Consider the following 21,936-nt stretch of genomic DNA (forward strand, 5'->3'; position numbering starts at 1 on the left):
AGGTCAGGGCCAGACCAGGCAGTACGGCTGGTGGCCCGCCTCGTGGAGGCGGTGGGAGAAGTCCTGCCACTCGTGGAGCAGCTGGTAGACGTTGAAGGCGTCGCTCGGGCCGCCGCGGTCCGGGACCGTGGACCAGATGAAGGCCGCCGCGCCCACCGACTCCTCGCCGATGCCGCGCAGCGGGTCGACCACCGTCATGGGGAGCTTGACCACTGCGTAGTCGGGGTGGAGGACGACCAGCTCCAGCGGCGGGACCTTGTGGAGGGGTATGCCCTCGATGCCGGTCAGGACCATCGCGGCCACCGTCTCCGGCTTGATCTTGGTGAAGAGGCCGCCCATGCCGAGCTCGTCGCCGCCGAGCTCCTCGGGCCGCATGGTGACCGGGACGCGGGCGGCCGTGGCTCCGTCGGGGGCGCCGAAGTACTTGTACGTCACACCCATTCCGCGGCCCCTGGGCAGGTCCTCCTCGGGCGTCGTGGGTCCCGGGACGGCGTCGGCCGCCTCGGTGGCACGTCGGCGGTGCTTGCCCCGGCGGCGGGCCTCGCGGGCTTCGCGGGCGCGCTGCGGATCGAGGCCGTCCGTACCCTCGCCCGGTCCACCACCGCGTTGCATATCTCCACCCGACTGGTCTTGCTTGCCCCGGCCCCGCGGCCCCCGCCACGCAGCCTGATCATCATGGCAGTGACCTCCCCCGCGGCGACGCGGTGAAACGCCCGTCCGCAAGTCTGTCGCGGCCTCTGAGACCATGGCTGGTGTGAGCTACCCGTACCCGTATGAAGCCCCAGTTTCGCAGACGCTCTTCGAGCGCGCCTCCCTCGTGACCCCCGGCGGCGTGAACTCTCCCGTGCGCGCCTTCCGCGCCGTGGGCGGTACGCCCCGGTTCATGGTGTCCGGCACCGGTCCGTACCTCACCGATGCCGACGGTCGCGAGTACGTCGACCTCGTGTGCTCGTGGGGACCGATGATCCTCGGCCATTCCCACCCCGAGGTGATCGCGGCCGTCCAGGCGGCCGTGGCCCGCGGCACCTCCTTCGGCACGCCCGGCGAGGGCGAGGTGGCGCTCGCCGAGGAGATCGTGGCGCGCATCGAGCCCGTCGAGCAGGTGCGGCTCGTCTCCTCGGGGACGGAGGCCACGATGTCGGCGATCCGCCTGGCGCGCGGCTTCACCGGCCGGGCCAAGGTCGTGAAGTTCGCCGGTTGCTACCACGGACATGTGGACGCGCTGCTGGCCGCGGCCGGTTCCGGGCTCGCGACCTTCGCCCTGCCGGACACCCCCGGTGTGACGGGCGCGCAGGCCGGCGACACGATCGTCCTCCCCTACAACGACCTGGAAGCGGTCCGGGCGGCCTTCGCCGCGCACCCCGGCGAGATCGCCTGCGTGATCACCGAGGCCGCGCCCGGCAACATGGGCGTCGTGACCCCGGCCGAGGGCTTCAACCAGGGGCTCGCCGACCTCTGCCGCGAGAACGGCGCCCTGTACATCTCCGACGAGGTGATGACGGGCTTCCGTACCTCCCGCGCCGGCTGGTACGGCGTCGACGGGGTCAAGCCCGACCTGATGACCTTCGGCAAGGTCATGGGCGGCGGCTTCCCGGCGGCGGCCTTCGGCGGCCGCGCCGACGTCATGGGCCACCTCGCGCCCGCCGGCCCGGTCTACCAGGCCGGCACCCTCTCCGGTAACCCGATCGCCACCGCCGCCGGCCTCGCGCAGCTGCGCCTGCTGGACGCGGCCGCGTACGAGAAGGTCGACGCGGTGTCGAAGGAGATCCAGGGCCTGGTCAGCGGGGCGCTGGCCAAGGAGGGCGTGGCGCACCGGCTGCAGACCGCGTCGAACATGTTCTCCGTCTTCTTCACCGAGGACGAGGTGCGCAATTACGACGACGCCAAGAAGCAGGAGAGCTTCCGCTTCAACGGCTTCTTCCACTCGATGCTGGCGCAGGGCGTCTACCTGCCGCCGTCCGCCTTCGAGTCCTGGTTCGTTTCCACCGCCCACGACGAGCGGGCGATCGAGCGCATCGCGGCTGCGCTGCCCGCCGCCGCCCGAGCCGCCGCGGAGGCCACCGCATGAGCAGCAGCGAGATCACCGTCGTGCACCTGGTGCGCCACGGCGAGGTGCACAACCCGGACGGGGTCCTGTACGGGCGCCGCGAGGGCTACCACCTCTCCGATCTGGGCCGGCAGATGGCGGATCGGGTCGCCGAGCACCTCAAGACCCGGGACATCTCCTACGTGGTGTCCTCCCCGCTGGAGCGGGCGCAGGAGACGGCGGAGCCGATCGCCAAGGCCCACGGCCTGGGCCTGGCGACCGATGCCCGGCTGCTGGAGGCGGAGAACGTCTTCGAGGGCAAGACCTTCGGCGTCGGGGACGGCGCGCTGCGCAAGCCCGGCAACTGGAAGCACCTGACGAACCCGTTCAAGCCCTCCTGGGGCGAGCCGTACGTCGACCAGGTGGTCCGGATGATGAGCGCGCTGGAGGCCGCGCGCGACGCGGCCCGCGGCCACGAGGCCGTGGCGGTCAGCCACCAGCTGCCGATCTGGATCGTGCGCAGCTTCGCGGAGAAGCGCCGGCTGTGGCACGACCCGCGCCGCCGCCAGTGCACCCTCGCCTCGCTGACGTCCTTCACCTTCCAGGGCGACAAGCTGGTGTCGGTGGGCTACAGCGAGCCGGCCCGGGACCTGGTCCCGGCGCACCTGCTGGCCGGGGCGAAGCCGGTGAAGGGCGCGTCCAAGGCGTTCGGCGCCTGACGGATCGTTACTCCATCCGATTTCTTGATCGACGCTCTGTTACGAAGCGTTACAGTTTTACCTAAATAAATACAAGTTGCGCCGGGAATCACCCTTCCAGTGCCGCAAGTCGCTCCGAATTGTCCGTTTATATGGGATTCGGCGTGGGCTTGCGTGGGACGACGGGGAGGGTGGCGTGCGCGACTTCAGTCGAAGGGGAGTGCTCGGACTCGGACTTGGGGCCGCCGCCGCGGTGGGGATCGCGGGCTGCGGCGCACCCGCCGAGCCCGGCACCCCCGGATCGATCAAGAACCCCAGGCCCGGCGGGAAGGCGGCGGCGGCCGAGCTCATCGGCGACGGCTCCACCGCCGACACCGGCCCGCAGCCGAACCAGCCGGACCGGCCCGTGCCCCTGCAGCCTGGCGAGACCCCGCCGCAGTTCGTCGTCTTCAGCTGGGACGGCGCGGCGGAGATCGGCAACGGCCTCTTCCCGCGCTTCCTCAAGCTCGCCAGGGACCACGGTGCGGCCATGACCTTCTTCCTCTCCGGCATCTACCTGTTGCCCGAGTCGAAGCGGAGCCTCTACCGGCCGCCGAACAACCCCGTCGGGGCCTCGGACCTCGGCTACCTCAAGGACGAGAACGTCCGCTCCACCCTCAAGTGCCTCCGCGAGGCCTGGCTCGACGGGCACGAGATAGGCACGCACTTCAACGGCCACTTCTGCGACGGGCCCGGCTCCGTCGGCCGGTGGACCCCGGACGACTGGCGCAGCGAGATCGACCAGGCTGTGTCGTTCGTCACCAACTGGCGCACCCACACCGGTTTCACCGACCTCGACCCGCTGCCCTTCGACTACCGCAAGGAGCTGACCGGCGCCCGCACCCCCTGCCTCCTCGGCCGGGACGGCCTGCTGCCCACCGCCCAGCGGCTGGGCTGGCGCTACGACGCCAGCTCGCCCGGCGGCCTCCAGGTCTGGCCGGTGCGAAGGTCCGGCGTCTGGGACCTGCCGCTGCAGTCCCTGCCCTTCCCCGGGCACTCCTTCGAGGTGCTGTCGATGGACTACAACATCCTCGCCAACCAGTCGAAGAACACCACGAGGGGCGTGCCCGCCCACTACCCGGCCTGGCGCAGCCAGGCCACGGCCACCTACCTCGGCGGCTTCCGGCGGGCCTACGAGACCAACCGGGCGCCGCTCTTCATCGGCAACCACTTCGAGGAGTGGAACGGCGGCATCTACATGGACGCCGTCGAGGAGGCCCTCAAGGGCATGGCGGACAAAAGGGATGTACGGCTCGTATCCTTCCGGCAGTTCACCGACTGGCTGGACGTCCAGGACCCCAAGGTGCTCGCCAGGCTCCGCGGTCTGGGCCCGGGCCGGGCACCGGCTGGCGGGTGGAGCACGTACCTGACCGCGGCCTGACGGCGGCCTGACCGCGGCCGGTATCCGTCCGACCATCGCCTGACCAGGGCATTGACACCCCCGCGGGGGGCGCGGTAGATCGGCGAATTGCTCATGCGAAACTTTTCACATGAGCCTTAGCCGTGCTGCTGTCCGTCGAAGTAGCCGCCGCTCGACCAGCGGCCGCGCCACCGTCCTCACCGCGCTGACCGCGGTGACCGTCGCGGGCGTCATGACCCTGACATCCTGCACCGGCTCGGACGGCGGCAAGACGACCTCCACCGGTGGCAACTACGTCACGGGCGCGACCGGCATCACCACCGCCGCCAAGGGGGAGCGCGCCGAGGCCCCCAAGCTCGACGGCGAGACCGTCGACGGCAAGAACCTCGACGTCACCACCCTCAAGGGCAAGGTCGTCGTGCTCAACGTCTGGGGCTCCTGGTGCCCGCCGTGCCGCGCCGAGGCCCCCAGCTTCGCGAAGGTGTCCAAGGAGCTGGCCGACGCCGGCAAGGACATCGCCTTCGTCGGCATCAACACCCGCGACACCAGCACCCAGAACGCGGTCTCCTTCGAGGAGACCTTCGGGATCACCTACCCGAGCCTCTACGACCCCGCCGGGAAGCTGATACTGCGCTTCCCCAAGGGCACGCTCAACCCGAACGCGATCCCCTCCACGATCATCCTCGACCGGGAGGGCAAGATCGCCGCCCGCACCCTGGCCCCGCTGAGCGAGGAGCAGCTGCGCTCGATGATCGACCCGATCCTCGCGGAGCAGTGACCTCGTGGTCGACTACGTGCTCGCCGCCGAGGCGACGGGCGTGAACACCACCGTGATGAGCGGGGCGCTGCTGCTGGCCCTGCCCATCTCGGTCCTCGCCGGCCTCGTCTCCTTCTTCTCGCCCTGCGTGCTCCCGCTGGTCCCCGGCTACCTCTCGTACGTGACCGGCGTCAGCGGAGCCGACCTCGCCGAGGCGCGGCGCGGGCGGATGCTGGCGGGCGCGGCCCTGTTCATCGCGGGCTTCACCGCGGTCTTCGTCTCCACCGGCGCGCTCTTCGGCTACTTCGGGGAGACCCTCAAGGAGAACACCGAGATCATCTCCCGGGTCCTGGGCGGCCTGGTGATCCTTCTCGGCCTCTTCTTCATGGGAGCGATTCCGGGTCTGACGATGCGGGAGTTCCGCTTCCACAAGAAGCCGACGGCGGGCCTGCTCGGCGCCCCGGTGCTGGGTGTGCTCTTCGGGGTCGGCTGGACCCCCTGCATGGGCCCGACCCTCGCGGCCGTCACCACGCTCTCCCTCGACCAGGCGAGCGCCGGCCGGGGCGCGCTGCTGACCGTGGCCTACTGCCTCGGACTCGGCCTGCCGTTCATCCTCACCGCGATCGCGTTCCGCAAGGCGCTCGGCGCGTTCGGCTGGGTGAAGAAGCACTACGCGTGGGTGATGCGCATCGGCGGAGGCATGCTGATCCTGACCGGTCTGCTGCTCGTCACAGGAATGTGGGCCAGCATCGTCAGCGACATGCAGAGCTGGACCCAAAGCTTCACGGTGGGGATCTGAGGACAACACGGACATGAGTACGACTGACAAGGCACCCTCCGAGGCATCGCCCGAGTCCGCCACCGCGGACGCCACCGCGGACGCCACCGCGGACGCCACAGCGGACGCCGCCGAGTCCGCCGCCGCGGACCCCGCGGAGGCCGTGGCCGGCGCCCAGCTCTCCACCGCCCCCCTGGAGGACAGCCCCGCCGGGCCGGCCGTCGGCATCGGCGTGATCGGCTGGGCCCGCTGGTTCTGGCGGCAGCTCACCTCCATGCGGGTGGCGCTGATCCTGCTCTTCCTGCTGTCCCTGGGCGCCATCCCCGGCTCCCTCATCCCGCAGAGCAACGTCGACGAGACGAAGGTCGTCGACTGGAAGCGGGCCAACCCGTCCTGGGTGACCGTCGCCGAGAAGCTCCAGCTCTTCGACGTCTACAGCTCGGTGTGGTTCTCCGCGATCTACCTGCTGCTGTTCATCTCGCTGGTCGGCTGCATCCTGCCGCGCTCCTGGCAGTTCGTCGGCCAGCTCCGCGGCCGCCCGCCGGGCGCCCCCAAGCGGCTCGACCGGCTCCCCGCCCACACCACCTGGCGCACCGGGAAGACTCCGGACGAGGTCCTCTCGTACGCCACGGCGGTGCTCCGCGGGCGCCGCTTCCGGACCGAGGCGGGCCAGGGGCACGTCGCGGCGGAGAAGGGCTACCTCCGCGAGGCCGGCAACCTGATCTTCCACGTCGCGCTGATCGTGATGCTGGTGGCCTTCGCCTGGGGCCAGTACTTCAAGTCCGAGGGCGGCAAGCTGGTGCTGCGCGGCACCGGCTTCTCGAACACGCTCACCCAGTACGACGACTTCAAGTCCGGCACCCTCTTCCACCCGGACGACCTGCCGCCGTTCAGCTTCACGCTGGACCGGTTCGACGCGACGTACGAGCTGACCGGCCCGCAGAAGGGCACCCCGCGCGACTTCAAGGCGTACGTCACCTTCAGCGAAGGCGCCCACGGCAAGCCCCAGAAGCGCGAGATCCAGGTCAACAAGCCCCTCCAGGTCGACGGCTCCAAGGTCTACCTGCTGGGCCACGGATACGCGCCGATCATCTCGGTGACTGACCCCACCGGCAAGGTGATCTTCAAGGACGCCGTGCCGATGCTCCCGCAGGACTCCAACCTGACCTCCACCGGAGCGATCAAGGTCACCGACGGCTACAAGGACAAGAACGGCAAGCAGGAGCAGCTCGGCTTCAACGCCGTCTTCGTGCCGACCTACGCCGGCGAGGGCATGGGCACGATGTTCTCCCAGTTCCCGGCCGTGCTGCAGCCGCGGCTCATGCTCAACGCCTGGCACGGCAGCCTCGGCGTGGACTCGGGCCTGCCGCAGAACGTGTACGTGCTCAAGACGGACAAGATGCAGGCCTTCAAGGACGAGTCCGGCGAGGCGTTCAAGCAGAAGCTCTCGCTCGGCGACACGATGACCCTGCCGGACGGCGCGGGCACCGTGAAGTTCGAGGGCATCGAGCGGTGGGCCACCTTCTCCGTCACCCACCAGCCCGGCAGCGGCCTCGCCCTCGCCGGCGCGATCGCCGCCATCGCGGGCCTGGCCGGATCCCTGTTCATCCAGCGCCGCCGGATCTGGGTCCGCGCGGTGGCCGGCCCGGACGGCGTGACCGTCGTCGAAATGGCGGGTCTGGGCCGCAGCGAGTCCGCCCGGCTCCCGCAGGAGCTGGCGGCCCTCGCCGCCGCGCTGCACCAGCAGGCGCCGACCGCGCCCGCCGCACTTGCCGAACCACGTGTCGAAGAAACCCCTGAAGGAGAGCGCGGATGACGCCGCTCGCAGCCGCAGCCAATGAGAACCTGGCTCAGATCAGCAACTACCTGATCTATTCGTCGATGGCGGTCTACACGCTCGCCTTCTTCGCGCACATCGCCGAGTGGACCTTCGGCAGCCGCAGCAAGGTGGCCCGTACGGCCGCCGCGCTGACCGGCGCCGGGCAGGCCCAGGACGCGCCCGCCGTGCAGGTCCGCGGCAAGGGCGGCGGCACGGCCGTCCTCGACCAGCCGAAGGTCGTCACCCGTTCGGCCGCCGGCACCCGCGACGTGCCGGACGGCCCCGGCGCCGGCGGCGGCACCGTGCAGGGCGACCTCTACGGGCGGATCGCGATCTCGCTGACCGCGCTCGCCTTCCTCATCGAGGCGGGCGGTGTCCTCGCCCGCGCGCTGTCCGTGCAGCGGGCCCCGTGGGGCAACATGTACGAGTTCTCGATCACCTTCTCCACGGTGGCCGTCGGCACGTACCTGGTGCTGCTGGCCCTGAAGAAGAACGTGCGCTGGCTCGGCCTGATCCTGGTCACCAGCGTGCTGCTGGACCTCGGCATCGCCGTCAAGATCCTCTACACCGACAGTGACCAGCTGGTTCCGGCCCTGCACTCGTACTGGCTGTGGATCCACGTCTCCACCGCGATCTTCTGCGGCGCCGTCTTCTACATCGGCGCGGCCGGCGCGGTCCTCTACCTCTTCCGCGACGCCTACGAGGGCCGGCTGGCGAACGGCCGGACCGCGGGGAAGTTCTACGCGTCGGTCATGGAGCGGCTGCCCTCCGCGGCCTCGCTCGACAAGTTCTCGTACCGGATCAACGCGGCCGTCTTCCCGCTGTGGACCTTCACGATCATCGCGGGCGCGATCTGGGCGGGCGACGCCTGGGGCCGCTACTGGAACTGGGACCCCAAGGAGGTCTGGTCCTTCGTGACCTGGGTGGCGTACGCCGCCTACCTGCACGCCCGCGCCACCGCCGGCTGGAAGGGCCGCAAGGCCGCGTACCTCGCGCTCTTCGCCTTCGCCTGCTGGATCTGGAACTACTACGGCGTGAACATGTTCCTCAACGGCCTGCACTCCTACTCGGGCGTCTGACCGCCGGGAGTGGGACGCTGGTGGCATGTCTCTCGTGAGCCACGCCACCAGCGAGCGCCGCGGCGAGGACCGCTGGCTGCTCCGCTTCGAGCTGCACCTGCCGTGCTCCTACGCGGCGCTCTGGCCCGCCCTGACCACCCCGGACGGGCTGCGCGGCTGGCTGGCCGCGGCGGACGTCCTGGAGCGCAGGCTCGGCGGGGCGGTCACGCTGCGCTGGCTGAACACCGGAACCGTGGCGACCGGGCGGGTCACCGCCTGGGACACCGAACGGGTCGCTGAGTACACGGTCACCGAGCACGGCCGGATCCGCTTCCACCTGGAGGCGGTCGGGACCGATTCGACGGTGATCCGGTTCGTGAACGAGCGCGGCGGGCCGGAGGACGAGCGCCTCGACTGCCTGGCCGGCTGGCACGAGCACTTCGAGCTGCTGGAGTCCGCGCTGAGCGGCCGGCCGGCGAACTGGGCGGCCTGGACGGACGCCCGCTGGTCGCAGCTGCGCGACGCCTACGCCTCCTTCACCAGGGCTTAGGCCGTTCGAGACCCCCTTGTCGCCTTCTCAAGAGGCGGGCCGCTCCAGCCCTGTCAAGTCACGTCTTTTCGAGCCGTGACCCTTAGCGGGGCAAAGGGCCTACTTGGTGTGTGGTCACGCCGAAACGCGGCGGGGCCGAACCGATCCCGCGGTTTCGTTGCCGCCGGACACACATCAAGGAGCAGACATGGTCCACGACCTTCACGCCCCCGCCCCCGCCCCCAAGCGGCACATCGCGCGCCTCGGAATGGGCGTCACCGCGGCGGCCTTCGTCTCCGCCGCGATCGCTGTGCCGGCATCCGCTGCGATCGCCTCCCCGGCCCAGTCCACGGCCATGAGCGTCCGAGCCGTCGATCCCAACGCCCAGCCTGATGGCCAGTGCAAGTCGGGTTACGTCTGGCGGGACAGTTTTGAGGGCGACGGCCTGTGCGTCACACCATCGGAACGCGATACGGCGAAGGCCCAGAACCCCAACCGTCAGCCGGGAAGCAACGAGTGCCAGCCGGGGTACGTCTGGCGTGAAGCGTGGGACGGTGACGCGCACTGCGTCACGCCGGCGGAGCGCGCCAAGGCCAAGGCCAAGGCGAAGGCGAACGTCAAGGGCCAGCTGATCGACAACGGACCGAAGCTCACCGGCATACCGGGCCGGTGATCCTGAGCTCCGAGGGGCGCCCGTGTACCGGACGTACTCGGGCGCCCCGCCAACGCGGCGAGGTGCCGTGCCGGGCCGGGCCCGGCGAGATCAGGAAGGGCCGGCCCGGGCCGTCCGGCCGCCGCCCGCCGTCACCACACCGGGCGCAGGGGCGGCAGCCCGTCGTCCCCGTGGAGCGCGCGTACGAGGCGCCCGAGCTCCTGGCGCAGGACCGGGAGGTCGGCGCTGCCGGCGAGCTCCGCCTCCAGCCCGTGCAGGATCCGGCCCGCGACGGCGAGGTGGGCCTCGGCCGCCGGGGTCAGCACCACCAGTTTGCGGCGGCCGCCCCCGGGGTGCGGCTCGCGCCGGACGTAGCCCCGTTTCTCCAGGTCGTCGACGATCTGCCCGGCGGCCTGCTTGGTCACCCCGAGCCGTTCGGCGAGCTCGGTGGCGGTGGCGCCGGGGCCCTTCAGGGCCTGGAAGGCCATGCCGTGCAGGGGGCGCAGGTCCGTGTATCCGGCCTCGGCGACGCGCCGGGTGAACTCGCCCAGCAGCAGCTGGAAGCCCAGGCCGAGCAGGAAGGTCAGCTCGACGCCCTCGTTCTCGTCTCTCGTCACGCAAATATGGTGACACGACTGAGTCAAGCTGCTTTACTCACACTGTCGAGTAAAGCAGCTTGACTCATTCGCGACGAGAAGACCGAGGACCGCCTTGCACGTCATCACCGTTTCGCCCGAGCACGTCACCGCCACCCCGAACGCCACCATGACCGGCCGCGCCGCCCCCAGCCGCGGCAGCTCCGAGCTCAGCACCTGGCACGTCGACATGGCCGCCGGCATCACCGGACCCGAGCACTCCGTCAACCGCGAGCAGGTCTGGCTGCTCACCGCCGGCTCCCTGGAGGTCACCTGCGACGGCCGCACCGAGAAGGTCGCCGCCGGCCAGACCCTGGTCCTGCCGCCCGGTGCGCTGCGCCGGATCCACGCCTGCGAGCACTTCGAGGCGTACGTGGCCATGCGCGCCGACGGGGTGGCCACCGTCCCGGGCACCGAGGGCACCCGCGTCCTGCCCTGGGCGCAGTGACCCGGACGGCGCGGGAGCGCGCGGTCGCCGTACGGGCCTTCGCCGTACGGGCCTTCGCCGTACGGGCCTTCGCCGTACGCGCCTCCGCGCGCGCCGCGCTGGAAGCCTCCGGCCGAAACGTTCCTGCCTGCGGCACGCTTGGGGCCATGACGTCCGACGAGAATGCCAAGAGGCCCGCAGGTCAGACGAGTTGGCGGGCGACGGCGCTCCCGATCGGGATAGGCGCGGCCGCGCTGCTCGCGGGGGCTCTCCTGATGCTGGGGCCCGTGCGGAGCGCCGACGCGGCCGCCCGCGACTTCGCCGCCGCGCAGCCCTGCGCCCCCGGCCCGGCGCCGAGCGCGCAGGCGCAGTGCCGGAGCTCGGTCCCGGCGACGGTGGAGCGGTACTGGAAGACCGGGGCCAGGTCCATGGCCGGGCACATCGAGGTCGTGCGGCACGGCGACGGGCAACGGCAGATCCTCGACCTGGAGCGGGACTTCCGCCTGAGGGCCCCCGCGAGCGGAGACGAGGTGCGGCTGGTCGGCTGGCGGGGCGAGGTCCGTTACGTCACCTACGGTCCCGGGTACGGGCGCACCGTCTTCACCGAGGCGAATCCGTACACCGCCTACGCGGTGCCGTTCGGCTGGGGGGCCTTCCTGCTGTTCTTCGGGGCCATGCTGATCTGGATAGGTTCCTGGCAGCGCTGGCTGTCGCACCTCTCCCGGCGGGCCGCCCCCTGGCAGGTCATGGTGCCCACCGTGATGCTGGCCCTCCTGGCCGCCGGGGCGCCGGCCCTGGCCTTGGCCGGGGGCGTCCGGATCGAGGAGGCCCTGTCCGTGAGCGGCACCGGCGTCGGCCTCGCCGTCCTCGTCATCGGCGCCGTCTGGCTCTACAAGGCGTTGCGGGGGGAGAGCGACACGGTCGCGGTGGAGCCGCGCCGCGACGACCGGGAACACGTCTTCACCGCCCACGTCCTGGGGGACGACACCGGCTTCGGCCCCGGGCCCTACCTCGTGGTGGCGCCGGGGGTGCTCGCCTTCAGCGTCGACCCGACCGGGGCCTACCGCCGCGCCCCGCTGCCCTCCGGGCTGGTGCTGGAGCAGGTCCGCCCCGTCTTCGCCGCAGACCCCGGAGCCATGGACCTGTACGGCCGCCACGAGCCCGCGTACCTGGTGGCCCAGTGCCGGGACGGGGAGCGCGAGGTGCTCATCGCCGTCGCCCGCAAGAACATGCCGTGGCTGGTCGGCGCGCTGCCGCAGGCGGACCCGACGGCCGCGCCGGACCGGGCCTAGTCCTGGTCCTGGTCCCGGCCCGTGTCCTTGTCCTTCTTGTCTTTCCGGTCCTTGTTCTCCTGCTCGTCGCGCAGGGACTTGAGGAACTCCGGGTTGTCGTCGGGCGCGACCCACCGGGTCCGCCCCCGGGCCCCGCGACCGCCACCGCCGACGGCCGAGCGCTTCTTGCCCGCGAACAGCCAGACGACCGGTCCCACGATGGAGAAGAGCAGGATGATGATCACCCACACCACCTTGGGAAGGTGCTTGACCTCTTCCTCGGGGGTGTTGAGGCAGTCGATGAAGGCATAGATGGTCAGCGCGAGGATCAGCAGGAACGGCAGATAGCGCAGCACGGTGTGGAACCGACTCCCCGGCAGTGACGGCAGGCCCGCTCGGGCCCCGGTGACATCTCCAGAGTAGTTGGTGACGGATACTTGCCCCTATGGCTTACGACGATCTCCGCTCGCTGCTCCGGGCTCTGGAGCGGGAGGGCGACCTCAAGCGCATCAAGGCCGAAGTCGACCCGTACCTGGAGGTCGGGGAGATCGTCGACAGAGTGAACAAGGCGGGGGGCCCGGCCCTCCTCTTCGAGAACGTCAAGGGCTCGGCCATGCCGCTGGCCATGAACGTCTTCGGCACCGACCGCCGCCTCCTGAAGGCCCTCGGCCTGAAGTCGTACGGCGAGATCAGCGAGAAGATCGGCGGCCTGCTCAAGCCGGAGCTGCCCCAGGGCTTCATCGGCGTCCGCGAGGCCTTCGGCAAGCTCGGCTCGATGGTCCACGTGCCGCCGAAGAAGGTGAAGGGCGAATCCGCGCCCGTCCAGGAGGTCGTCCTCACCGGCGACGACGTGGACCTCGACCAGCTGCCGGCGCTCTTCACCTGGCCCAAGGACGGCGGGTCCTTCTTCAACCTCGGCCTGACCCACACCAAGCACCCCGAGACGGGCGTGCGCAACCTCGGGCTCTACCGCCTCCAGCGCCACGACAAGCGCACCATCGGCATGCACTGGCAGATCCACAAGGACAGCCGCAACCACTACGCCGTCGCCGCCAAGCGCGGCGAGCGGCTGCCGGTCGCGATCGCCTTCGGCTGCCCGCCCGCGGTGACGTACGCGTCCACCGCGCCGCTGCCGGGCGACATCGACGAGTACCTGTTCGCCGGCTTCGTCGCCGGCAAGCGGATCGAGATGGTCGACTGCAAGACCGTCCCGCTGCAGGTCCCGGCCAACGCCGAGGTCGTGATCGAGGGCTGGCTGGAGCCCGGCGAGACGCTTCCGGAGGGTCCCTTCGGCGACCACACCGGCTTCTACACCCCGCAGGAGCCGTTCCCGGCCCTGAAGATCGACTGCGTGACGATGCGCAGGCGTCCGCTGCTCCAGTCGATCGTGGTCGGCCGGCCGCCGACCGAGGACGGGCCGCTGGGGCGGGCCACGGAGCGGTTCTTCCTCCCGCTCCTCAAGATCATCGTTCCGGACATCGTGGACTACCACCTGCCCGAGTCGGGCGGCTTCCACAACTGCGCGATCGTCTCGATCGACAAGAAGTACCCCAAGCACGCGCAGAAGGTCATGCACGCCATCTGGGGTGCGCACATGATGTCGCTGACCAAGCTGATCATCGTGGTGGACGCCGACTGCGACGTCCACGACCTGCACGAGGTGTCCTGGCGGGCCCTCGGCAACACGGACTACTCCCGCGACCTCACCGTCGTCGAGGGGCCGGTGGACCACCTGGACCACGCCTCGTACCAGCAGTTCTGGGGCGGCAAGGCGGGCATCGACGCGACGAAGAAGCTGCCCGAGGAGGGCTACACCCGCGACGGCGGCTGGCCCGACATGGTCGAGTCCGACCCGGCGACCGCCGCCCTCGTGGACCGCCGCTGGAAGGAGTACGGCCTGTGAGCCCGATCCCCGTCACGGGCCCCGGCCTGCTCATCGGCAGCCCCACCGCCTACGTGACCCTCGAACGGCCGTGGATCGACCCCACCGACCCGGGCGTCCGGCAGGCCGCCGAGCGGGCGGGCGTGACGCCCGAGGAGTTCGCGGGCCCCGGCGACGTCTGGGCGCTGATGTGGGAACAGGAGGACGGCGAGGGCGGCGGCTTCGAGCTGCCGGGTCTGCGCGACGCCGAGGCCGAGGACTTCGCCGAGCGGCTGCGGCTCGCGCTGGGCAGCGGCGAGGCCTGCACGGTCGAGGCCGGGGCCGTGCTCCGTCTCGACGTCCGCCCGGCCGGCGCCGACGGCCACGCCTTCACCGCCCACGTCACCCCGCCCGAGGGCGAGGACGAGGAGGCGGCCGTGACCCTGGAGCTGGCCCCGGCCCGCACGGCTTCGCTCCTGGCCGACCTGGAAGAGTTCCACCGGAGCCTCGCGTGACCCCGAGACTGCGGATCGGTGACGACCAGGTCTGGGTCGCGCTCACCGGCCCCGAGGAGCCGTCCGACGGCTGGCGCGTCACCGCCGACTGGGACGGCGGGTTCACCGCGGACTTCGAGGCGTACGTGGAAGCCGAGGAGGTCGGCGCCTTCGCGGAGCGCCTGCTGGCCCGCACCCGCGCCGCCGAACCGGCCGCCTTCTGGGCCGAGGTGAGCGAGGGCCGCGGCAACCCCCTGCACCTGTCCGCCGTCCCCGTGTACGGCGAGGACGCGCTCGCGTTCGTGGTCCGGCTGACGCCCATGGGACACGACCAGACCAATCACCTCGACATGGAGATAGGGCCGGTACCGCTCGACGGGCTGAGGGCCGAACTCGAACAGTTCCGGAGGGATCTCGCATGATGACCACCGCCGAGGGCGTCCTCGGACCCGGCCCCACGCCGGAGACGAGCGGCAAGGTCAAGGCCTTCCTGCGGCTCGTGATGATCGAGCACTCGGTCTTCGCGCTGCCCTTCGCCTACATCGCGGCGCTCACCGCCATGTTCCAGCTCGACCGGAACGTGCACTGGGGCAAGCTGCTGCTCGTCACCGTCTGCATGGTGGGGCTGCGGACCTTCGCGATGGCGGCCAACCGGATCATCGACCGCGAGATCGACGCCCGCAACCCGCGCACGGCCGGCCGCGAGCTGGTCACCGGCGCGGTGTCGGTCCGCGCGGCCTGGACCGGCGCCGGCATCGCGCTCCTCGTCTTCCTCGGCTCGGCGGCGCTGCTGAACCCGCTGTGCCTGGTGCTGGCGCCCGTCGCGGTGATCCCGATGGTGGTGTACCCGTACGGCAAGCGGTTCACCAACTTCCCGCACGCCATCCTGGGCCTGGCCCAGGCCATAGGGCCGATCGGGGCCTGGCTGGCGGTCACCGGCGAGTGGTCCTGGGACACGGTGATCCTGGGCCTGGCGGTGGGCGTGTGGATCGGCGGCTTCGACCTGATCTTCGCCTCGCAGGACGTGGCCTCGGACCGCGCGGACGGCGTCAAGTCCGTCCCGGCCCGCTTCGGCGTCCCGGCCGCCCTCTGGGGCGCCCGCGGCGCGCACGTCGTGACCACGGCCCTGCTGGCCTGGTACGCCCTCGCCACCGACGCGGGCCCGCTGTTCTGGGTGGGCCTGGCGATCGTCGTCGTCGCCTTCTTCTACGAGCACACCATCGTGACCCCGCACGACCTGTCCCGCCTGAACCGCGCCTTCTTCACGGTCAACGGCTTCATCGGCATCGCGCTGTTCGTGTGCGCCCTGCTGGATCTCGTGGTCCGGGGTCTGACCTTCTGAGCGGTCCGGCCCGCCCGCGGACCCGTCAGCCCGTCAGCCCGTCAGCGTCAGCCTGTCAGCTCGTGAGGACGGGCCGGCGGCGGGCCGGGCGGCGGAAGAACAGGGCCGTCAGCACGCCGCCGACCAGGCCGCAGAGGTGGCCCTGCCAGCTGACGCCCGCGTCCGTCGGGAGGATGCCCGTCACGATCGTGCCGCCCCAGACGGCCGCGATGCCCACGGCGACGGCGACGCCCAGCGCCTTGCGCTCCACGAAGCCGCGGACCAGCAGATAGCCGAAGAGGCCGAAGACGACGCCCGAGGCGCCCAGGGTCATGGTGTTCGCCGGGGAGACCAGCCAGGTGCCGATGCCGTCCGCCAGGATGATCAGCCCGCACACGGCGAGGAAGTGCCGGATCCCGGACAGGGCCGCTATGAAGCCGAGGACCAGCAGCGGAACGCTGTTGGAGGCGACGTGGTCGAAGCCGAGGTGGAGGAAGGACCCGGTGACGACGCCCGTCAGGGTGTCCGGGTCGCGGGCCACCGTCCCGTACGCGTCCAGCGCGTGCCCGGTGGCGTAGTCGACGGCCTCCAGGACCCACAGCAGTGCCACCCAGCCCAGCATGAGCTTCGCGGCCGCCTTCGCCCGGTCGCTCTGCCGCCACTTGCCCTGATGCACCGTCGTGCTCGTCGTGCTCATCGTGTCCGTACCCCCTCGTCGCGCCCCAAGTACGGAACGTCCAGGCACCTTACCGAGTGCCCGTCGGCGGTGGCCGGATAGTCTCGGAGGTATGACTGAGCGCAAGCGCACCCCGTGGGTGGTCGGGGTTTCCGGGGCGTCCGGGACGCCGTACGCGGCGGCGGTGCTCCGCGGGCTGCTGGCGGCGGGCGAGAGCGTCGACCTGGTGGTCAGCCGGGCTTCGCGGCTCACCCTGTTGGACGAGACCGGGATCGCCTTCCGCGACGCGCACTGGCGGGACGATCTGGGGGAGTGGCTGCAGCGCGGGGCCGACGGGAAGCCCGGGACCTTCGCGCGGCCCGAACTGGACGACGTGCGCTACTGGGGCGCCGGGGACCTTGCCGCCGGACCGAGTTCGGGCTCGTACCCGGCCAAGGGGATGCTGATCGTCCCCGCCTCCACGGCCTGCGTGGCGGGGGTGGCGCTCGGACTGTCGAAGGACCTGCTCCAGCGCGTGGCGAGCGTGACGCTCAAGGAGCGGCGCCGGCTGGTGGTCGCGGTGCGGGAGACCCCGCTGAACGGGCAGACGCTGCGGCATCTGGTGGCGCTGGACGAGGCGGGCGCGATCGTGCTGCCCGCCTCTCCGGCGTTCTACGCGGGCGCGACGCACATCCAGGATCTGGTGGACTTCGTCGCGGGGCGGGTGCTGGACGCGGCAGGGGTGCCGCACCGGCTGTACCGCCGCTGGGAGGGGGAGCTGGGCGGTTCCCGTGCTCCCCGGGAGGCGAACGGTGGTGACTAGGCCTTCTTGCCGGACAGCGGCTTGCGGGCCTTGTCGACGCGGTAGGCGGCGGCGGGCTGGTGGGCACGGGATCGGTTGGCCAGCTCCTGGAGCTGTCGCATGTGTGCGTGGGCCATCTCGATCGTGAACACGGTGAACCACTCCTGAAGATCGTGATTGATCTGCTGAAAGATTTCGCAGGGTGTTGACCCTGTGTGCCTTAGATTCTATACCTAGACTTGCAGGATCGCCGAATAATGGAAGGCTCCACGTAATGGACACGGTGGACAGGCAGCTCATCCAGGCACTCCGGGAAAACGGTCGTGCCTCGTACGCGGAGCTGGGCCGTCTCGTGGGCCTCTCCGGCCCCAGCGTCACCGACCGCATCAACCGGCTGGAGACGGCCGGCGTCATCACCGGCTACCGCGCGACGGTGGACTCGCGTTCGCTCGGCCTCGGCGTCACCGCGCTGATCGGACTCTCCATGTCCGATGCCGCGGACCACGAGGACGTGGCCCGGCGGCTGCGCGACCTCAACGAGATCGAGGACTGCTGGTTCATCGCGGGCGACGACTCCTTCATGCTCAAGGTGCGCGCCAACGACGTGGACGGCCTGGAGAAGATCATCCGCAGGCTCTCCGGCACCAAGGGCGTCTCGCGCACCCGCACCACCATCGTGCTCTCCACGAAGTGGGAGAACCGGGTCGGGGAGCTGCCCGAGGAAGCCTGAGAGTACGGTTGGGCAGGGTTCGCAGGACAGGCAAGAGGCATCTAGAGGAGGCGACCGGTACATGGACGCTGGGCTCAAGCGTGAGCTGGAGGAGAAGGTCCGCTCCGGCGAGCGGCTGACCCGTGAGGACGGCATCGCCCTCTACGAGTCGGACGACCTGGCCTGGCTCGGTGGCCTCGCCCACGAGGTGCGCACGCGCAAGAACGGTGACGTCGTCCACTTCAACGTCAACCGGCACCTCAACATGACCAACGTGTGCACCGCCTCGTGCGCGTACTGCTCGTTCCAGCGCAAGCCGGGCGAGAAGGACGCGTACACGATGCGCATCGAGGAGGCCGTGCGCCTGGCCAAGGCCATGGAGAACGACAACCTCACCGAGCTGCACATCGTCAACGGCCTGCACCCGAACCTGCCGTGGCGCTACTACCCGCGCTCGCTCTCGGAGCTGAAGAAGGCGCTGCCGAACGTCTCGCTGAAGGCGTTCACGGCGACCGAGATCCACCACTTCGAGACGATCTCCGGCATGTCGGCCTCCGACATCCTGGACGAGCTGATCGAGGCCGGCCTGGAGTCGCTCACCGGCGGCGGCGCGGAGATCTTCGACTGGGAGGTGCGCCAGCACATCGTCGACCACCGCACCCACTGGGAGGACTGGTCGCGCATCCACCGGCTGGCGCACGAGAAGGGTCTCAAGACCCCCTCGACGATGCTGTACGGGCACATCGAGGAGCCGCGCCACCGCGTGGACCACGTGCTGCGGCTGCGCGAGCTCCAGGACGAGACCGGCGGTTTCCAGGTCTTCATCCCGCTGCGCTACCAGCACGACTTCGTGGACATGCAGGACGGCAAGGTGCGCAACAAGCTCCAGGCGCGCACGACGATGGCGACCGGCGCGGAGGCGCTGAAGACCTTCGCGGTCTCGCGGCTGCTCTTCGACAACGTGCCGCACGTCAAGGTCTTCTGGGTGATGCACGGCGTGCAGACCGCCCAGCTCGCGCTGCAGCACGGCGCGGACGACATGGACGGCTCGGTCGTCGAGTACAAGATCACGCACGACGCGGACAACTACGGCACCCCGAACAAGCTGGGTCGTGACGACCTCCTGGAGCTGATCCGGGAAGCGGGCTTCCGCCCGGTCGAGCGCAACACGCGCTACGAGATCATCCGCGAGTACCCCGGTCCGGACGCGGGCCTGCGCGAGACCCCGCAGGCGATGCGGGTCTGACGTCCCGTCGGCCCCGCCCGACCCCTCTCGGCGAGTTAACCCCGGCCCATGGGCCGGGGTTTAACTTTTTCTGGACGGGCCGATGAGGTAATGGGTAAACTTGCAAAATGACCCTTACTTTCACTCTGGATCCGGTCGTCGACCCTTCCCTGCGTGATGGAATCCTCGGGCTGTGGGCCGACGTCTCGAACGCGGGCGGCGCCGTGGGCTTCGTACCGCCGGTCACCTTCGACGACATCCGCCCCGCATTCGACAAGCACCTCGCCGGCGTCGCCGACGGGAGCTGCCGCCTGCTCGTCGGGCGCGACGAGGACGGCTCGGTCGCCGCGACCGCCTTCCTCACCCGCAACGCCCACCGGCTGCAGCTCCACTGGCTGTGGGCGTACACGGTCATGGTTCATCCCCGCCACCAGGGCAAGGGGTACGGGCGCGAGCTGATGGCCGCGACGGAGGCCGCGGCCCGCTCCCTCGGCGGCATCGACGCGATCCGCCTCACCTGCCGCGGCGGCCACGGCCTGGAGCACTTCTACGCGGCCTGCGGCTACAAGGAGGTCGGCCGCGTGCCCGGCGCGGTCCGGGTGGCCCCGGGCGACGACCGCGACGACATCACGATGCTGCTGCCGCTGTACTGACGGGCGCGGCGTCGTCCGCACCGAGGGCGCGGTGCCGTCCGCCCCGTACCCCGGCGGGCCGCGGCGCGGGCCCGGCGTGCTTCACTGGACGGGCACCAGCCGACGTACGACCACGACGAGAGAGAAGGGGTCACCGTGTCCCTCAAGCCGAGCGCGACGATCCGATACACCGCGATGCGCCTGGGCATCTTCGTCGGATGCCTCGTCGTCGTCGCGGGCCTCGTCCGGCTCCGGTGGGTGCCCGCCGGGCTCGGCGACGCCAACGCCGCCTGGGTCGTGCTGCTCGCCCTCGTCATCTCCGCCCCGCTCTCCTTCGTCCTCCTGCGCAAGCAGCGCGAGGAGATGTCCGAGCAGATCTCCGGGCGCGTCGCGGGTGCGAAGCAGAAGCTCGCCGCGAACCGCAGCCAGGAGGACCAGGCCGACGACGCGGCGCGCGCGAGCTCGTAACGCCACAGTTGGCTTCCTCACACATCGAACCGCCCCAGCACCGGGTATACCGCCCGTAACGCTGGGGCGGCCGTGTTTTCCGGGCCGGCGCAAGAGGGCCTCGTGCGCCGTTGTCTCAAAGGGCCCCTTTGAGATTCCCAAAGGAGAAGTGTTAGCGTGTTGAACATGTTGACCACAGCTGCGCACCCGATGACCACGAGCGTTCCGCTCGTGATGCGCCTGCACGTCGACCTCTGCCGCCGCGCGTCCGCGGCCTGTTGCTGTTGAGCTGAATCGATACAGCAGCGGTCCCGGCCGGCCTTTTCCGGCTGCCGCACCGCATCACCACCGCAGCACTTCCCCCCTGTCTTTGTGCGTCACCTCCGGAGAGTGTCCGTGTCCGCGACCCCCCAGGCCCCTGCCAAGGCCTCGTTCAAGTTCCCCTTCTGGGCCCAGATCGTCGCCGGTCTCGCCCTCGGCGTCCTGTTCGGCTGGATAGCCCGCAGCCAGGACGTCAGCTGGCTCGCCACCACCCTGGAGAAGACCGGCGACATCTTCGTCCAGCTGCTGAAGCTGGCCATCGCCCCGCTCGTCTTCTTCGCGATCCTGGTGTCGATCACCAACCTGCGGAAGGTGAACAACGCCGCGCGGCTCGCCTCGCGCACGCTGCTCTGGTTCATGATCACCTCGCTGATCGCGGTCGGCATCGGCCTCGCGATCGGCCTGCTGACCGACCCGGGTTCGGGCACCGGCCTCACCGCGGCCGACGGCAAGGAGCCCAAGAAGACCGGCTCCTGGATCGACTTCCTGACCGGGATCGTGCCGACGGACATCGTCACGCCCTTCACCGAGCTGAAGGTCCTTCAGATCGTCTTCCTGGCCGTCGTCGCCGGTATCGCCGCCCTCCAGCTGGGCAGCAAGGCGAAGCCCGTCCTGGACCTCGCCGAGTCCGCCCTGGAGCTGCTCCAGAAGGCCCTGTGGTGGGTCATCCGCCTCGCCCCGATCGGCACCATCGGCCTGATCGGCACCGCGATCGCCACGTACGGCTGGGACCTGATCGGCAAGTACGCGACCTTCACCGCCGACATCTACATCGGCTGCGCCCTCGTGATGTTCGGCGTCTACCCGCTGCTGCTCGCCACGGTCGCCAAGGTCAACCCGCTCCAGTTCTTCAAGGGCGCCTGGCCGGCCATCCAGCTGGCCTTCGTCTCCCGCTCCTCGGTCGGCACCATGCCGGTCACCCAGAAGGTCACCGAGCGCCTCGGCGTTCCGAAGGAGTACGCCTCCTTCGCCGTCCCGTTCGGCGCGACCACCAAGATGGACGGCTGCGCCGCGATCTACCCGGCGCTCGCCGCGATCTTCATCGCGCAGATCTTCGACGTGCAGCTGGGCATCAAGGAGTACCTGCTCATCGTCTTCGTCTCGGTCATCGGCTCGGCCGCCACGGCCGGTCTGACGGGCGCGACGGTCATGCTGACGCTGACCCTCTCCACGCTGGGCCTGCCGCTGGCGGGCGTCGGCCTGCTGATGGCGATCGACCCGATCCTCGACATGATCCGCACCGCCACGAACGTGGCCGGCCAGGCCCTGGTCCCGGTCATCGTCTCGGCCCGCGAGGGGATCCTGGACAAGGAGGCCTACGCCTCCGCCTCGGCCTCCCCGCTGGACGAGGAGCCCTCCTCCGCCCCGGCCCCGGTCGCCGTCGCGGCCTGACCTCCCGCTCTCGCCGCGGCCCCCGCCC

26 protein-coding genes are annotated in these 21,936 nt (G+C 70.5%); 21 read left to right on the forward strand and 5 right to left on the reverse strand.

The window, feature by feature from the left end; genetic code table 11:
- Positions 1-3: 3 nt before the first annotated feature.
- Positions 4-612, reverse strand: a complete 609-nt coding sequence (locus tag ACIPYQ_RS05255) for a hypothetical protein (RefSeq protein ID WP_361761685.1) — start codon at positions 610-612, stop codon at positions 4-6.
- Positions 613-745: 133 nt separating this feature from the next.
- On the opposite strand from ACIPYQ_RS05255, the gene hemL reads away from it, so the two are divergent.
- The 9 genes from hemL to ACIPYQ_RS05300 all read left to right on the forward strand — a co-directional run bounded on the left by hemL (position 746) and on the right by ACIPYQ_RS05300 (position 9,737).
- Positions 746-2,068 carry a glutamate-1-semialdehyde 2,1-aminomutase gene (gene hemL, locus ACIPYQ_RS05260; RefSeq protein ID WP_078892852.1) on the forward strand — a complete coding sequence of 441 codons (1,323 nt, stop codon included), beginning with the start codon at positions 746-748 and terminating at the stop codon, positions 2,066-2,068.
- Positions 2,065-2,745, forward strand: a complete 681-nt coding sequence (locus ACIPYQ_RS05265) for a histidine phosphatase family protein (protein WP_401246310.1) — start codon at positions 2,065-2,067, stop codon at positions 2,743-2,745. The genes hemL and ACIPYQ_RS05265 overlap by 4 nt, the downstream gene beginning before the upstream one ends.
- Before the next feature lie 175 nt (positions 2,746-2,920).
- Positions 2,921-4,144 carry a hypothetical protein gene (locus ACIPYQ_RS05270; RefSeq protein WP_401246313.1) on the forward strand — a complete coding sequence of 408 codons (1,224 nt, stop codon included), beginning with the start codon at positions 2,921-2,923 and terminating at the stop codon, positions 4,142-4,144.
- A 109-nt stretch (positions 4,145-4,253) separates the two neighbouring features.
- Positions 4,254-4,901: a TlpA disulfide reductase family protein gene (locus tag ACIPYQ_RS05275; protein WP_361761696.1), complete on the forward strand. Its 648-nt coding sequence runs from the start codon at positions 4,254-4,256 to the stop codon at positions 4,899-4,901.
- A 55-nt stretch (positions 4,902-4,956) separates the two neighbouring features.
- Positions 4,957-5,679 carry a cytochrome c biogenesis CcdA family protein gene (locus ACIPYQ_RS05280; protein ID WP_401247651.1) on the forward strand — a complete coding sequence of 241 codons (723 nt, stop codon included), beginning with the start codon at positions 4,957-4,959 and terminating at the stop codon, positions 5,677-5,679.
- Between the two features lie 13 nt (positions 5,680-5,692).
- The gene (locus tag ACIPYQ_RS05285; RefSeq protein WP_401246316.1) at positions 5,693-7,474 is read left to right on the forward strand and encodes a cytochrome c biogenesis protein ResB; all 1,782 of its coding nucleotides are present in this window, start codon (positions 5,693-5,695) and stop codon (positions 7,472-7,474) included.
- Positions 7,471-8,556: a c-type cytochrome biogenesis protein CcsB gene (gene ccsB, locus ACIPYQ_RS05290; protein ID WP_361761702.1), complete on the forward strand. Its 1,086-nt coding sequence runs from the start codon at positions 7,471-7,473 to the stop codon at positions 8,554-8,556. Before ACIPYQ_RS05285 ends, ccsB begins: the two co-directional genes overlap by 4 nt.
- A gap of 25 nt (positions 8,557-8,581) precedes the next feature.
- Positions 8,582-9,085 carry an SRPBCC domain-containing protein gene (locus tag ACIPYQ_RS05295; RefSeq protein ID WP_401246319.1) on the forward strand — a complete coding sequence of 168 codons (504 nt, stop codon included), beginning with the start codon at positions 8,582-8,584 and terminating at the stop codon, positions 9,083-9,085.
- Between the two features lie 187 nt (positions 9,086-9,272).
- Positions 9,273-9,737 carry a hypothetical protein gene (locus ACIPYQ_RS05300; RefSeq protein ID WP_401246322.1) on the forward strand — a complete coding sequence of 155 codons (465 nt, stop codon included), beginning with the start codon at positions 9,273-9,275 and terminating at the stop codon, positions 9,735-9,737.
- Positions 9,738-9,868: 131 nt separating this feature from the next.
- Here ACIPYQ_RS05300 and ACIPYQ_RS05305 read toward each other — a convergent pair whose 3' ends face one another.
- Positions 9,869-10,333 carry a MarR family winged helix-turn-helix transcriptional regulator gene (locus ACIPYQ_RS05305; protein WP_401246325.1) on the reverse strand — a complete coding sequence of 155 codons (465 nt, stop codon included), beginning with the start codon at positions 10,331-10,333 and terminating at the stop codon, positions 9,869-9,871.
- 94 nt (positions 10,334-10,427) lie between these two features.
- Between ACIPYQ_RS05305 and ACIPYQ_RS05310 the strand changes: the two genes are divergently transcribed.
- The gene (locus ACIPYQ_RS05310) at positions 10,428-10,799 is read left to right on the forward strand and encodes a cupin domain-containing protein (protein WP_401246328.1); all 372 of its coding nucleotides are present in this window, start codon (positions 10,428-10,430) and stop codon (positions 10,797-10,799) included.
- Complete coding sequence (locus ACIPYQ_RS05315; protein WP_401246331.1) at positions 10,796-12,070, forward strand: hypothetical protein; 1,275 nt, start codon at positions 10,796-10,798, stop codon at positions 12,068-12,070. Before ACIPYQ_RS05310 ends, ACIPYQ_RS05315 begins: the two co-directional genes overlap by 4 nt.
- Here the strand turns inward: ACIPYQ_RS05315 and ACIPYQ_RS05320 are convergent.
- Positions 12,067-12,405, reverse strand: coding sequence for a PLD nuclease N-terminal domain-containing protein (locus ACIPYQ_RS05320; protein WP_401246334.1), 339 nt, complete (start codon positions 12,403-12,405; stop codon positions 12,067-12,069). The genes ACIPYQ_RS05315 and ACIPYQ_RS05320 overlap by 4 nt on opposite strands.
- An 89-nt stretch (positions 12,406-12,494) precedes the next feature.
- Here ACIPYQ_RS05320 and ACIPYQ_RS05325 point away from each other — a divergent pair, with 89 nt between their 5' ends.
- Genes ACIPYQ_RS05325 through mqnP form a run of 4 tightly spaced genes read left to right on the forward strand, consistent with a single transcriptional unit; the run spans position 12,495 to position 15,746 of the window.
- The gene (locus ACIPYQ_RS05325) at positions 12,495-13,952 is read left to right on the forward strand and encodes a menaquinone biosynthesis decarboxylase (protein ID WP_361761720.1); all 1,458 of its coding nucleotides are present in this window, start codon (positions 12,495-12,497) and stop codon (positions 13,950-13,952) included.
- Positions 13,949-14,425, forward strand: coding sequence for a hypothetical protein (locus ACIPYQ_RS05330; protein ID WP_401246338.1), 477 nt, complete (start codon positions 13,949-13,951; stop codon positions 14,423-14,425). The genes ACIPYQ_RS05325 and ACIPYQ_RS05330 overlap by 4 nt, the downstream gene beginning before the upstream one ends.
- The gene (locus ACIPYQ_RS05335; RefSeq protein WP_401246341.1) at positions 14,422-14,826 is read left to right on the forward strand and encodes a hypothetical protein; all 405 of its coding nucleotides are present in this window, start codon (positions 14,422-14,424) and stop codon (positions 14,824-14,826) included. The genes ACIPYQ_RS05330 and ACIPYQ_RS05335 overlap by 4 nt, the downstream gene beginning before the upstream one ends.
- The gene (mqnP, locus tag ACIPYQ_RS05340; RefSeq protein WP_401246344.1) at positions 14,823-15,746 is read left to right on the forward strand and encodes a menaquinone biosynthesis prenyltransferase MqnP; all 924 of its coding nucleotides are present in this window, start codon (positions 14,823-14,825) and stop codon (positions 15,744-15,746) included. The genes ACIPYQ_RS05335 and mqnP overlap by 4 nt, the downstream gene beginning before the upstream one ends.
- 55 nt (positions 15,747-15,801) lie before the next feature.
- Here mqnP and ACIPYQ_RS05345 read toward each other — a convergent pair whose 3' ends face one another.
- Positions 15,802-16,422 (reverse strand): rhomboid family intramembrane serine protease, encoded by a 621-nt coding sequence (locus tag ACIPYQ_RS05345; protein ID WP_401246347.1) that lies wholly within the window; start codon positions 16,420-16,422, stop codon positions 15,802-15,804.
- A gap of 91 nt (positions 16,423-16,513) precedes the next feature.
- On the opposite strand from ACIPYQ_RS05345, the gene ACIPYQ_RS05350 reads away from it, so the two are divergent.
- The gene (locus ACIPYQ_RS05350; RefSeq protein WP_401246350.1) at positions 16,514-17,203 is read left to right on the forward strand and encodes a UbiX family flavin prenyltransferase; all 690 of its coding nucleotides are present in this window, start codon (positions 16,514-16,516) and stop codon (positions 17,201-17,203) included.
- Here the strand turns inward: ACIPYQ_RS05350 and ACIPYQ_RS05355 are convergent.
- The gene (locus ACIPYQ_RS05355) at positions 17,200-17,334 is read right to left on the reverse strand and encodes a hypothetical protein (RefSeq protein ID WP_267884487.1); all 135 of its coding nucleotides are present in this window, start codon (positions 17,332-17,334) and stop codon (positions 17,200-17,202) included. The genes ACIPYQ_RS05350 and ACIPYQ_RS05355 overlap by 4 nt on opposite strands.
- 122 nt (positions 17,335-17,456) lie before the next feature.
- On the opposite strand from ACIPYQ_RS05355, the gene ACIPYQ_RS05360 reads away from it, so the two are divergent.
- The 5 genes from ACIPYQ_RS05360 (at position 17,457) to ACIPYQ_RS05380 (ending at position 21,908) form a co-directional block, all read left to right on the forward strand.
- On the forward strand, positions 17,457-17,912 hold the full coding sequence (locus ACIPYQ_RS05360) for an Lrp/AsnC family transcriptional regulator (RefSeq protein ID WP_030710106.1): 456 nt from the start codon (positions 17,457-17,459) through the stop codon (positions 17,910-17,912).
- A 61-nt stretch (positions 17,913-17,973) separates the two neighbouring features.
- Positions 17,974-19,137: an aminofutalosine synthase MqnE gene (gene mqnE, locus ACIPYQ_RS05365; protein WP_030722449.1), complete on the forward strand. Its 1,164-nt coding sequence runs from the start codon at positions 17,974-17,976 to the stop codon at positions 19,135-19,137.
- A gap of 107 nt (positions 19,138-19,244) precedes the next feature.
- The gene (locus ACIPYQ_RS05370; RefSeq protein ID WP_362234022.1) at positions 19,245-19,769 is read left to right on the forward strand and encodes a GNAT family N-acetyltransferase; all 525 of its coding nucleotides are present in this window, start codon (positions 19,245-19,247) and stop codon (positions 19,767-19,769) included.
- Positions 19,770-19,904: 135 nt separating this feature from the next.
- On the forward strand, positions 19,905-20,216 hold the full coding sequence (locus tag ACIPYQ_RS05375; protein WP_361761743.1) for a DUF4229 domain-containing protein: 312 nt from the start codon (positions 19,905-19,907) through the stop codon (positions 20,214-20,216).
- 369 nt (positions 20,217-20,585) lie between these two features.
- On the forward strand, positions 20,586-21,908 hold the full coding sequence (locus ACIPYQ_RS05380) for a dicarboxylate/amino acid:cation symporter (protein ID WP_361761746.1): 1,323 nt from the start codon (positions 20,586-20,588) through the stop codon (positions 21,906-21,908).
- The last annotated feature ends 28 nt before the right edge of the window (positions 21,909-21,936 follow it).

The organism is Streptomyces sp. NPDC090045 (genome assembly GCF_044747975.1).
Classification (GTDB): domain Bacteria; phylum Actinomycetota; class Actinomycetes; order Streptomycetales; family Streptomycetaceae; genus Streptomyces.